Source organism: Ruminococcus sp., from assembly GCF_024684275.1.
In genome coordinates, this window is the sequence record NZ_JAIKXF010000055.1 from 87,093 (window position 1) to 99,254 (window position 12,162).

Consider the following 12,162-nt stretch of genomic DNA (forward strand, 5'->3'; position numbering starts at 1 on the left):
AGCAAAAGAATATAGCTCACAAAAATATACGATAATAATAAAGAAATAACTGTAAAGCTTTTTTATACGATGCAAATATTTAAGGTCTCCCTCGGGAGACCTTTTTGCCTTTATTTTATCTCAAAAAAGGACAAAAGCTGTATTCGCCTATGAATACAGCTCCTCTGATTTGTCCATTACAAAGAAATTACCTCCGTACAGCTGTTGTGCAGATAGCCGACATCGGTCACGCTCAAATAATAACCCAATTATTTTCGCATATACATTATATCATTTATATTCACTAATGTCAATAAGGGGAAGCATTATTTGGGGATTCTGAACAAATATTGCCCCTGATTTTATATTTAAATAAATATTTCACTTATCAATCTTGTCACCGCGCACAATAAGTATATCATTTTGCTTGATACGCATATCATCATTTGGCACCACTGTCAGGTCATCACGGAGGATAACAAGTATATTGATATTGTATTTCGAGGTGTACTCCGAGATAGTCATATTTTTAAGCTTGCTGTTTTTATCAACAAGTATCTCTCCTATCTCGTCAAGGTCATTGAACCGCACATCTGAATACTGCTTCTTGGTGTACTGCTCAACAAATCCTGCACTGATGATACCTGTAGGGATAGCAACTACTCCGACACCGAGGAAAGCGCTGAGGATAGCCATTATCTTGCCTATTACCGTAACAGGATATATATCTCCGTAGCCCACAGTCAAAAGGGTAGAAACGCTCCACCATACGCCCGAAAAGGCGTTCTTGAAAACCTCCGGCTGTGCCTCATGCTCTGCACTGTAGATACCCAGTGACGAAGCCAGCATAAGCACGATTATGATAAATACAGATGATAATATCTGGTTCTTTTTCTCAACAAGCACGGTAGTTATTACATGAATTGAATCATAATGTGCATTGACACGGAAAAGGTGCAATATACGCACGACTCTCAGCATACGGAATACAATAAAGCCGCTGAGGAAGAAAAACGGCAGTATAGTCAGCAGATCAACTATACCGTCAAATGAGCGGAGGAATTTAAGCCTTGCGCTCAGAGTACTTCTCTTTGGATACAAAAGATCAGCAGTCCAGATACGCAGGATATATTCGATACAGAAAACTCCCACGGTTATAGTCTCAATATTTCTGAAAAGGATATAATAGCCCGAAAGCTCGTCAAATGTTCCGAGAATAACTATAGTGATATTGATAAATATTACCGCAACTATGAAGTAATCAAACAGTCGGCTGGGTAGATCATTTCTGTTGCCTATCTGTATAATGTCAAATACACGCCTTTTAATGCCGTCTTTTGTCTTTTCACTCAATTCCGCTCAGCTCCCTGTAAAGTTTTCTTGCATAGCCGTCGGTCATGCCGCAAATATAGTCTGTAACAAGCATAAGGCGCAGATACAGCTTTTCAGTCTCTGTTTTCCCCTTAGAGTTCACCTTGTAGGCACGGATATAGTTTTCGGATATGAGCCGCATAACACGCTGTTCTATAGCAGAGCTTTCCAGCTCTGTATCGTAAAGAAGTGCCGCCCTTGTGAATTTGTCAAGCAGGAATTCGTATATCTCCCCTGCCGCCACCTCAAGCTTATATATCTCTTTTGACCTGAATACGAAACGGTACGCCATGTCTCCGAGAGCATAGGCAAGGGCATTTCCGTGGGACACTGCTAATATCTCCTTCGGGAATGTGCCCTGCATAATGTCGCTGTAATTGCTCGTAAAGCCAAATGCGGCACATCTCAGCAAAACACCCTGCACATAGATTATCCAGCGCTGAACTGCATTCTGCTCCGGAGACGAAAGCCCATTCTCAACAGCCTGAGTGTAATAGCTTTCAAGCTTTTCAACAGCTCGGCAGTATTCCTGCCGCTCACCCTCATCTGCACATTTGTCCATATACGTATTTTTAAGCTCATAAAGAAGCTGAGAATAGCTTATAAACCCTTTTTTTACTGCGTCCTCGGTATCAGCTGTCTTATAGGCGATATCGTCGGCAGCTTCAAGGATAAATGCCAAAGGGTGACGGCAGTCCACAGCACCTGTAGAGCTTACAATATCCTCGAATATCTCCTTATCGGCATAGTAAAAGCCCATTTTCTTGTCCTTGATGTTGCCGCTCTTTTTGTTTATGCCTGTAGACGGCACGGGGTACTTTATAATAGTATTCAGCAGCGGATACGTAAGGTTCATACCGTTCTCATCAACAAGAAAATGCAGCTTTGTGAGAAGTCTCAGCGCCTGTGCATTGCCCTCAAAGTTGCACAGATCACCCATCATCTGCGGTGAGAGAAGCTCATCAAGCTTCTTGCCGTCAAACTCCATTTCCGGAAGATTCCTTCTGAACCAGTCACGGACGTAATCCTCGCCGAAGTGACCGAAGGGAGGATTGCCTATATCGTGAACAAGCCCTGCACATTCAAGAATACTGCATATCTTCTCTATATCCGCTCCTTCAAGCTCGCTATCCTTCTTGTATTCCAGTATATTGCGGAATATCATCTGTCCCAGCGACTTGGCGAAGGACGATACCTCAAGCGAATGTGTAAGACGGGTGCGCACAAAATCTCCCCTGTCAAGAGGAAAGACCTGTGTTTTGTCCTGTAACCGTCTGAATGAAGCGCTGCCGATTATCCTGTGATAGTCCTTTTGGAATTCGTTTCTCGGATCGGCACTGACAGCCGATGTTGAATAGCCTCTGCGTCTTTTTTCGCAGAGCAGATTTTTCCAGTTCATATATTCAGCTCCGTCCTTATTGGAATTGGTTTATCAATAGTAATACTGTCATAAGTTACGATACAATCATAAGCAAGAATATTCACGCCCTCACTCTCTGCAAGTCTCAGCGCGTCCCCGAATGCTCTGTGTGTCAAGTCATTGGGGCGAAGCTCACGTATCTCCTTCATCTGGATAACAAAGAGGATATAAGCTCCGAAGCCCTCTCTGTGTGCACGGATAAGCTCATGTATATGCTTTACGCCGCGCTCTGTAGGTGCATCGGGAAAGCTGGCAATGCCGTCATTTTCAAGGGTAACTCCCTTGACTTCGAGGAATGAAATCCTATCCCCGTCATCTATGCGGAAATCAAAACGCGACTCACCGTATGTAAATTCACGGCGTATCACAGCCTGCTCCGAAAAGAGCTCGCCCTTTCTCAGCCATTCCTCGGCTGCGGCATTTGGTATCTGGGAATCCATATTCACAAGGAGGGGCTGCTTGCCATTTCTCAGCTTTTCTACGGCTACAAGGTCGTATTTTGTCTTGCGGCTCGGATTATCTGACTCCTCAAGATAAACGCTACAGCCATTAGTAAGAAGCTCCCTGCACCTGCCCGTATTCTTCACATGAACAGTCTCCTCCACGCCTCCGATCCTGACTTTGGCAATAAATCTGTTGGGACGGGATATAAATTCTGCCGCCTTGATGTTACAATACTTCATTAAGCGTCCTGCTCCTTTTTGTCGGCTTCGATGACGTCCATGTAATGCATCTCCCTGTATTTTTTAGGTGTCATACCGTTGACCTTCCTGAACACGCTTATAAAGGCGCTCTGCGACGAAAAGCCCAGCGCAAGCGAGATGTCAAGGCAGGTAAAGTCTGAAGTCTTCAGCAGATTCTCTGCTGTTGATATTTTTGCCTTTGTAACAAAGGCCTTTACGCTCAGACCTGTTTCCCTTGAAAAGAGCTTGGAGAGATACGACGGATTAAGCCCGACATAGTCCGCAAGTATGCCGAGAGTCAGCTCCTCATGAAGATGCTCATATATATAATCTATACATCTGCGTACATGGAGAGATATGACGTTTTCCTTTTTGAGAATATGCATTCGCTCTGTAAAATCAAGCTGCATTTCACCGAAAAGGTCTATCATTTTCTCAACGTCATTGAGCTTGTCAGCTCGCTGTATATAAATATCGCTTAAAGTGTAAGCCGTATCATGGGGCATTCCGCCCTCAACGCAGAAACGGCACACAAGAGCTACAGCCGTAACAAAATGATATACGATATTACGCACAGGATCATCGGAAAGAGTCCCCTTGCCCTCAAAAAAATTCTTGCGAACGATCTCAAACCGCTTCTTTACGCCTTCAACATCGCCTGCCTGAATAGTCCTGTAGAAGCTCAGCTCTCTCTGGAACGGATTACGGGTAAATCCGTCACTGCGCTGGATATACAGCCTGTAGTTCAGATCACGGTCAGTTTTCATAGGATACCTCCCTTCAATAATTGCGGTGATGCTTCATATTTTGCTTTGTTCCTATTATAACGGATTTTTGATATAAAAGCAATAGTTTTGATATAATTTACTCAGAGTTTTGATTATAATAGAGTCAGAAAGCAAAAAAGAAGTATTTTCAAAGGGGAGGCATGGTTATGGCAAAGGCAAATGACCTCACGCAGGGAAAAGTCAGCTCACTCATTCTCAAATTTTACTTCCCTATGCTGCTGACAAATATGCTTCAGCAGATGTACAATATTGCTGACACTGCCATAGTAGGCAAGGGATTAGGCGACAACGCACTTGCAGCGGTAGGAAATATGTCGTCACTTACTTTTCTTATATTCGGATTCTCAATGGGACTTGCCAACGGTTTTTCAGTAATAACTGCACAGAGCTTCGGCGCAAAGGACTACTCAAAGCTCCGCCGCTCAGTTGCATCATCGGCAATACTCTGCTTCATCATAGCAATCGTGCTGACAGCAATGAGTACAGCCTTTTTAAAGCCTATACTACACCTGCTCCGCACCGACGAAGCTATAATGCACGACGGTCTTGTATACGGCTACTTTATTTTCGGCGGACTTATCGCCACTATTGCCTACAACCTCTGTTCATGCATACTCCGCGCACTGGGCGACAGCAAAACGCCTTTTGTAGCAATAATCATATCGACCATAGTTAACATCTTCCTCGATACGTTCTGCATATTCGTGCTGAAAACAGGCGTTGAGGGAGCTGCAATAGCAACTATTTTCTCACAGATAGTTTCAACGGTTATATGCTTCAGAAAAATACGCAGGATAGACGTTCTCAACATATCAAAGGAGGATTTCCGCAGCAACGGAGCTCTTTATATCGAGCTCTTCAGCAACGGTCTCCCTATGGCATTTATGAACTCAATTACTGCCGTAGGCTGCATGGTGATCCAGTACTTCATAAACGGTCTGGGCGTTGCCTATACCACAGCATATTCCGCTTGCAGCAAATTCAATACTCTATTTATGCAGCCAGCCTGCACAGCAGGATTTGCGATGTCAGCATTCACCAGCCAGAATTACGGAGCCCGCAAATTCGACCGTATCCGTGAGGGACTTCACGTATGCCTTGCAATAGCAACTGTCTCCTATGTGATACTCGGCTCGGTAATGGTGTTCCTGCCTACATATCTTGCAAAAATAATGGTAAACGGTTCAGAGCCTATCGCTATTGCAAAGACATATCTTCCAATATGCGGAATATTCCTCTTTGCCGTTGATTTCCTCTTCATCTTCCGAAACGGCAATCAGGGCTTTGGAAAGCCTATGACTCCCATGATATCGGGTATCGTAGAAATGGCTCTTAGAATAGGCGTTATCGCACTGTTCATGCCGGTAATCGGATTCCGCGCTACTGCTTATGCAGAAGCCTCGGCATGGATAGGAGCTCTGATTCTCAACATGACCGCTTTTGAGCATACGCTCAAAAAAAACATAGCAGCTCCACAGGCTAAGCCTGAGAAGCTCAGTCACGCAGCTTGATCCAAGATCGACACGCGATCTGTTCTATATCACCATTCCTCACTCCGTGCTGTCTGCAATTCCCCCCGCAGACAGCATCTTTTTTTGTATAAAACCAGCCCTCCGTTTTCGCGGAGGGCTGTATGTTTCTTTCTTTTGTTTTCAGCAAGCTGCCGTAAGCTTATTTTTGTTCTTCGCTTTTAAGTATAAATGGTGAATCTGTACTGAATATAAATGATTCATAAGGCTGGATAGTTATTTCAGCTTCATTCTTTACCTCTTTTTCCTGCTCATAAGCCTGTCTGTTTTTTTCGACTTCTTTACGGATCTGCTCCTGTCCTTCAAACAGACGTTCATCACTGAACTCAATAACCGACGTTGTATCTATATTTTTGCCCAGTTCTGCAAATGCACCCTGAATATCGTTATTATGAACGATTATCTGCTCATCTCTGCCGTCGATACTGATGTCTATAGTCGGATCGCTCTGCGATGAATACATAAAATGAGTGATATAAGGCTCATATATACACATAGTCTGCTTCATTATGCTGTCAGCAGGAGTTTTAAACACAATACTGTCTGCGTTAAGCCCGAATCTCATTGTCTGCACCTTGTCATCAACAAGAGCATCAGCTGCTATACTGTATGGCTCATACCAGCTGAGTGTTTCATCGTCATCACGTTCGGTAATATTTGCAAAGAAATCCTTCTTAATAAAATCTGAATCATTCTCCTCCGGCATAGCATTTGATCCGTCGTAATTAAGCGATGTTTTCCAAAGCTTTTTAGCCTCGGGCATCTCATATTCGATCATAGCCTTATTTTTCTCGTCATAGCATCTTGTCAGCGTATCGTAATAATACGTATCACTTTCATTCGCATAATTGCAGTACAGCGCCTGCGTCTGCAAAGCCTTTACCGTGTCATCATATTTAAATATGTGGACATATGAGAAAGAAGCAGCGGTAGCTCTTTTACCATTCTCATCAGTGAGCATAAAGTATCTATCACCGGTAAATGCATTGCAGGCAGCCATATAAGCCATGCCGTCATCAGCTTCTATATTTATAACTCCAATGGCTTCTACATCCTTATCGGTAAATTTAGCATTTGACTCCGCAGCCGCAAGGAAATTTGATTCGCTGTAGTCGCCTGTATACTCCACTGCATATATCTGATTTGTGGGAAGCCCATCTATCTCTCTGACAAAGACGCGGACGCTGATATCGTCCGAATCCTCTGCCTCAAAAGGACAGCTATATAATGGAGTAACCAGTATATCATCCTTGACATACTCACTCAGCGGCATATCATAGACCTTATAGTCATTTTCTTTAGTCTCACTCTGTATCTCGGAGATTATACCGCGGTACTTCTTATTTGTATCTGTACTGATATTTGCCATAAAATCCTGAAAAAACACCGTTCTCGGCAGAACCCCAAGACAAAATACAACTGCCGCAGCAATGGATACCCATTTCAAAATCGGAACAGCACTGCGTCTGCCTGTGACATTCTCAAGGTCGCTTACGGTCAGCTCACTGTCTGAAAAAGCCTGATCTTTCTCAGGAAAAGCTCTTGCGGATATCTTATCAAAGCAATCAACATTAGCCGAAAGCTCTGACATCTTGCTTCTGAGCTCCTTTTCGAGCTCCTCCGCACCATTGATTCTGTTATCTTTCACTGCTGTTCACCTGCCTTTTCCTTTAATATGGATATTGCCTTTTGATACCTTGATTTTGCCGTAGTCTCGGGACATTTCATTATCTTAGCGATCTGCTTGAACGTAAGCTCAGCACAGCAGTGAAGTATCACCGTCTGTCTTTGCTTTTCGTTCAGATATTTTAAAAGCTGATTTATGTAAATACTGTCCTCGACAGTCTTTTCAGCCTCGCCGTAGCTCTGTATGATAAAATTTGAGACCTCTCTTTTATGTCTTCGGCGAAGCTCTAATGCAACGTTGCGCGCAATAGTGAGAATAAAGCCCTTTCCGTCACCTTTCTGAGCAGAAAATCTTTTCACCTGTGTAAGTCTGACAAAAGTCTCGATCACACAATCCTCTGCAAGATGATAATCCGATGTGATACCGAAAGCAACAGCAAAAACGCTGTCCTTGAACATTGTATAGAGGGTATTCAGGCTTTCTTTTGATTCTTTGCAGCTTATGATAAGGCGATTTACAGTATCATCTTTATCCGCAGAAAAACTTTGTTCCTTATTCAATACATTAGTAAAAATCGCTCCGTCACCTCCGCTTAGTAATTTAGTATCGGCGTTCATTTTTCTCACTCCTTTCGAGTATCAGAGGCAGAGTGGCATTCCCTGACTTGCAAGCTCCTCTGAATCTCCAATGAAAGCTTTCATATATAAGTGATTTCAGACGCCGAAAAAGACGAAATAATTTCAAAAAAATTTTCAATCTTGTTAGCGCGGCAAAACAAAAATTGTTTTTTACTATCCGCAACAAGAATTATATCACTTACGCAAATAAAAATCAAGAAAATCATAATTTGTAGGGGCGGATATTATACGCCCGTTGAAAAAACGTAGGGGACGGCGTCCTCGACGTCCCGTTAAGGGACGCCTTCACTTGCAAGGCCCCCTAATCGGGTCCGTCCCCTCTGTCGCGTTGCGACATCTCCCCACCACGTGGGGAGTCACCCTCTTTCAAAAACAGTCCACCGGACTGTTTTTGAAATTCACCCTTGCGAAGCGCCTTCGTAACTGCGGGGCTTTGCCCCAGGCTAACCGCCCCAGCCCCTCTGTCGCTTTGCGACATCTCCCCACACTGTGGGGAGTCACCCCACAAGAGGCGCTGCCTCTGGACTCCGCCAAAGGAACACAGTCCCTTTGGAATCCCGTTCATGGGCTCGGCAAGTTATTGCGTTAATTTATGATTTATTACAAAAAGCTCCGAAGCATAACCACTTCGGAGCTTTACTATTTTTAATAGAATGTAGCCACAGGCTGCTCGGGAGCCTCTGCCTTTCCGATACTTCTAACGAGAAGCACAGGACCTTTTCCTCGATAGAGCTTATGCTTCTGTACGCTTATCTTGCCCGAAACAGTAACCCACTCCTTGTTTGCAGGCTCTGCACCGTCCTCATACTGCGCTACGAGCCAGCAGTACTGAATATCTTCCACACAGCAGGTCATGATATGACGTCCCACAGCGAATGTATTCACAGGGAACTTTTCATTCTTAGCAGTAAGTGCCTTGAAGGTCATGGTCTTGCCGTCGTATTTCATGGGTTCTTCCATAATATCTCTGTACCAGAGAGCAAAATCCTTGTCTTCGAGAGTTATTTCATCAGCTTCCACATCAAATGGCAGCGGATCCTCAATATCATCGTAAGCTACCTGACCGTCTGTATACTCATAAACGATCTCGGCACGTCTGCTTACACCTCTGACGATCTTGTGAAACTCATTTGGATCATAGCTCTTGTCAAAGCGGTTGAAAACCACCATTTCCGTGGCATTGAACTTATCAACCACAAGGCTTCGCATATTTGCATTATAGTTATTGAATGTAGAAGCATCAACGAAGCACATTACCTGAGCGATAGTAGTCTCATCAGGCATAGCCGCATAGAAGTCATTCATAAGCCACATACCGTTGTATTCAACAACAACGCGCTCAGCGCCGCTATCTTTGAGCAGCTTTGTGAAGTTCTCCATAGTAAACTCAGATTTATCGTCGATAACATGAGTAATGACATTTTTCTTTGGCATACGTGAGATGTCGTACTCCTCAACGCCCTCCTCACAAATAAGGAGAAGTGTCTTTTCTCCCTTATTGAAGCGCTTATCCTCCAGAGTTTCCTGTATGAACTTAGTCTTTCCCGACTCTAAAAAGCCGAGAAACAGGTAAATCGGTATCAAATCATTCTGATCAGGCACGTTAAATGCTCCTTTCTATCAAGCCTTGAAAAGCTCGGCAATAGCTTCTTCGTTTATTTTTGAGCCGATAACGCAAAGCCTGCCGATAGTGCTTGCACTGCCTGTGCGTACATCAGGAACGTCGGGAACATAGTCATAGTGTATCCACTGACCGTCAGTTCCTGCAACGATACCCTTTGCACGGAGTATCATACCGTATTTTTCTTCATTTCCCAATGCTTCAAGGGCAGACTGTATCTCGTCCATAGTATAAGCTCTTGTAGTTTCTCTGCCCCAGCTTGTGAACACCTCGTCAGCATGGTGGTGATGATGTTCATGATCGTGGTCATGGTCATGACAGCCGCAGGTGCAGTCAGGACCGTGATCATGGTGATGCTCATGTTCATCGTGATCATGGTCATGATGATGCTCATGCTCATCGTGATCGTGGTCATGGTCATGATGATGCTCATGCTCGTCGTGATCGTGATCATGATGATGCTCGTGTTCATCGTGATCATGGTCATGATGATGCTCATGCTCGTCGTGATCGTAGTCATGATGATGGTGCTCATGATCGTGATGTGCAGCCTCCTCAAGAAGCTCTTTAAGCTCGTCATCAAGGGTATTCTTCTGAGTCATAGCATCAACAAGCTGCTTGCCTGTAAGCTCGCTCCACTCTGTGGTAACGATAGGAGCAGCAGGATTCTTTTCTCTGAGGCTCTTTACGCACTCGTCAAGCTTCTCCTGTGAAAGTCCGCTTGTGTGGCTGAGGATAAGGCAGCTTGCATAGGTTATCTGATTGTCAAAGAACTCGCCGAAGTTCTTCATATACATCTTGTACTTCTTAGCGTCAACAACTGTAGTGAAGCCGTCCAGCTCTACATCATGAGCATTGATGTTCTGAACAGCGCGGATAACATCGCTGAGCTTGCCGACACCGGAGGGCTCGATAAGGATACGGTCAGGAGCATAGTCAGCCAGCACCTTCTCAAGAGCCTTGCCGAAGTCACCGACAAGACTGCAGCAGATACAGCCTGAGTTCATTTCGGTTATCTCGACACCTGCGTCCTGTAAAAAGCCGCCGTCGATACCTATCTGACCGAACTCATTTTCGATAAGGACCAGCTTTTCGCCTTTATATCCCTCCTGAATGAGCTTCTTTATAAGAGTGGTCTTTCCTGCGCCGAGGAATCCCGAGAAAATAGTTATTTTTGTCATACAAACACTTCTTTCTATAAAATCGTTCAAATTATATTATATCACGTTGACAAAAATAAATCAAGTCCCTTACAGACGCGAAAACGGCTGCGCAGGTGAGTCCCCTCAGGCAGAAAGCAGGCTGTATTTACGAGCCTGATGTTTCAGGTCGATAACCATATTTTTCCGCTAAGAAGAGGCAGCTTTACGCAGCCCTTTGAATTATCCATTGCATTTTGTGAAAAATCCGTCGATAATGTCTATAAGCTCCTGATTGAAGCCGTTATACAGCTCCTTATCAATTGAAGCAAAGTACTCCTCCATTTCGTCAGCGGGGATATTCTCGCCGTACTTTTCTTTAAGAGCGTCATACTTTGGAGTAAGCACTTTCTCTTTGTATTCTTTGTACTCAGGAGTATAAAAATAGGTATTATGACCGTTTCTGCCCGCCTCTGAGAAAACCTTGTACTCCACATTCTGAGCGGTTATCTCGTCCTTGTGAGCGATTATTGCTGAATTTTCAAAGTCGATAGTCTCGTCGTTATTGCCGTGGATTATAAGCACAGGTATATCAGACCTGTTTATGCCGTCAACGGCAGACCATGAAGAATCCTTGCCGAATGTCATCTTGTTGTACGTCCAGATAAATGGATAAAGCAGGAACGAAGGCTTTCCGAACATACTGTCACAGGATTCCGCAAGCTGCTCATATGGAGTATTATAGCCCGACATTGTTACACAGCCCTTTATATCATGGTCGAAGTTCAGAACTGCCGCCGCTGCATAGCCGCCCCAGCTGTGTCCCAGAACATAGGTATCAAGGCTGCCAAGCTGCGGATCGCTCTCCATAAAATCAAGAGCCTTGTCAAGGTCAAGAACGGACTGTGCCAGCCCCTTTGAGCCTTCTCCCTCACTTGTACCGCTTCCTGTGGCGTCATAGGCGAACACACACCAACCGCAGTCCACAAGATCGGTTATAAGTTTGAGATAGTACTCATGACCGCCGCCTATGCCATGAGCGAATACGATCACTCCTCTGTCATTGCCGCTGCCGTAGATATAGCCTTTCAGGGTATTTTCCCCCGATGTAAAGCTTACGTCCTGCCGCGGATAGTCATTTTCATAGTGGTCATAGAAGTATGTAGCTGCAAATCGTCTTTCGGGATAATCGCCGCGTCCGAAATTCTTGTTCATCTCCACACAGGTTATGATATATCCTACAACGATAGAAATAATGATAAACAGCGCGATCACTATAAGAACCACGCGCTTTTTGCTCTTGGGCTTGGTTTTTCCCCATATCCTTCTCCCCTTACAAATACTAAAGCGGCTGCCGCAACCGCGGC

Annotated in this window: 10 protein-coding genes; 1 reads left to right on the forward strand and 9 read right to left on the reverse strand. The window is 44.4% G+C overall.

What is annotated here, in order from left to right; all coding sequences use genetic code 11:
• Window positions 1-360: 360 nt before the first annotated feature.
• The 4 genes from K5677_RS06305 to K5677_RS06320 are packed head-to-tail and all read right to left on the reverse strand — an operon-like array spanning window position 361 to window position 4,220.
• The gene (locus K5677_RS06305) at window positions 361-1,332 is read right to left on the reverse strand and encodes an ion transporter (RefSeq protein WP_296725921.1); all 972 of its coding nucleotides are present in this window, start codon (window positions 1,330-1,332) and stop codon (window positions 361-363) included.
• Complete coding sequence (locus K5677_RS06310; RefSeq protein WP_296725923.1) at window positions 1,325-2,749, reverse strand: deoxyguanosinetriphosphate triphosphohydrolase; 1,425 nt, start codon at window positions 2,747-2,749, stop codon at window positions 1,325-1,327. Before K5677_RS06310 ends, K5677_RS06305 begins: the two co-directional genes overlap by 8 nt.
• Window positions 2,746-3,453: a DNA/RNA nuclease SfsA gene (gene sfsA, locus K5677_RS06315; protein ID WP_296725924.1), complete on the reverse strand. Its 708-nt coding sequence runs from the start codon at window positions 3,451-3,453 to the stop codon at window positions 2,746-2,748. The genes K5677_RS06310 and sfsA overlap by 4 nt, the downstream gene beginning before the upstream one ends.
• Window positions 3,453-4,220, reverse strand: coding sequence for an AraC family transcriptional regulator (locus K5677_RS06320; RefSeq protein WP_296725925.1), 768 nt, complete (start codon window positions 4,218-4,220; stop codon window positions 3,453-3,455). The genes sfsA and K5677_RS06320 overlap by 1 nt, the downstream gene beginning before the upstream one ends.
• 167 nt (window positions 4,221-4,387) lie before the next feature.
• Between K5677_RS06320 and K5677_RS06325 the strand changes: the two genes are divergently transcribed.
• Window positions 4,388-5,752 carry an MATE family efflux transporter gene (locus K5677_RS06325; protein ID WP_296725927.1) on the forward strand — a complete coding sequence of 455 codons (1,365 nt, stop codon included), beginning with the start codon at window positions 4,388-4,390 and terminating at the stop codon, window positions 5,750-5,752.
• A 160-nt stretch (window positions 5,753-5,912) separates the two neighbouring features.
• On the opposite strand, the gene K5677_RS06330 is transcribed toward K5677_RS06325, so the two are convergent.
• The 5 genes from K5677_RS06330 to K5677_RS06350 form a co-directional block, all read right to left on the reverse strand.
• A complete protein-coding gene (locus tag K5677_RS06330) occupies window positions 5,913-7,418 on the reverse strand; it encodes a hypothetical protein (protein ID WP_296725929.1) in 1,506 nt (501 codons plus the stop codon).
• Entirely contained in the window at window positions 7,415-8,014 is a 600-nt protein-coding gene (locus tag K5677_RS06335; protein ID WP_296725931.1) for an RNA polymerase sigma factor, read from the reverse strand. The genes K5677_RS06330 and K5677_RS06335 overlap by 4 nt, the downstream gene beginning before the upstream one ends.
• A gap of 666 nt (window positions 8,015-8,680) precedes the next feature.
• Window positions 8,681-9,637: a GTP-binding protein gene (locus tag K5677_RS06340; protein WP_296725933.1), complete on the reverse strand. Its 957-nt coding sequence runs from the start codon at window positions 9,635-9,637 to the stop codon at window positions 8,681-8,683.
• A gap of 18 nt (window positions 9,638-9,655) precedes the next feature.
• Window positions 9,656-10,837 (reverse strand): CobW family GTP-binding protein, encoded by a 1,182-nt coding sequence (locus tag K5677_RS06345; protein ID WP_296725935.1) that lies wholly within the window; start codon window positions 10,835-10,837, stop codon window positions 9,656-9,658.
• A 201-nt stretch (window positions 10,838-11,038) separates the two neighbouring features.
• Window positions 11,039-12,082, reverse strand: coding sequence for an alpha/beta fold hydrolase (locus K5677_RS06350; RefSeq protein WP_296725941.1), 1,044 nt, complete (start codon window positions 12,080-12,082; stop codon window positions 11,039-11,041).
• Window positions 12,083-12,162: the final 80 nt, after the last annotated feature.

What these genes read in the sequence shown, in the direction of transcription:
- K5677_RS06310 (WP_296725923.1), bottom strand. Translation starts at nt 2,749, where the DNA reads ATGAACTGGAAAAATCTGCTCTGCGAAAAAAGACGCAGAGGCTATTCA.
- K5677_RS06320 (WP_296725925.1), bottom strand. Translation starts at nt 4,220, where the DNA reads ATGAAAACTGACCGTGATCTGAACTACAGGCTGTATATCCAGCGCAGT.
- K5677_RS06345 (WP_296725935.1), bottom strand. Translation starts at nt 10,837, where the DNA reads ATGACAAAAATAACTATTTTCTCGGGATTCCTCGGCGCAGGAAAGACC.
- K5677_RS06325 (WP_296725927.1), top strand. Translation starts at nt 4,388, where the DNA reads ATGGCAAAGGCAAATGACCTCACGCAGGGAAAAGTCAGCTCACTCATT.
- sfsA (WP_296725924.1), bottom strand. Translation starts at nt 3,453, where the DNA reads ATGAAGTATTGTAACATCAAGGCGGCAGAATTTATATCCCGTCCCAAC.
- K5677_RS06335 (WP_296725931.1), bottom strand. Translation starts at nt 8,014, where the DNA reads ATGAACGCCGATACTAAATTACTAAGCGGAGGTGACGGAGCGATTTTT.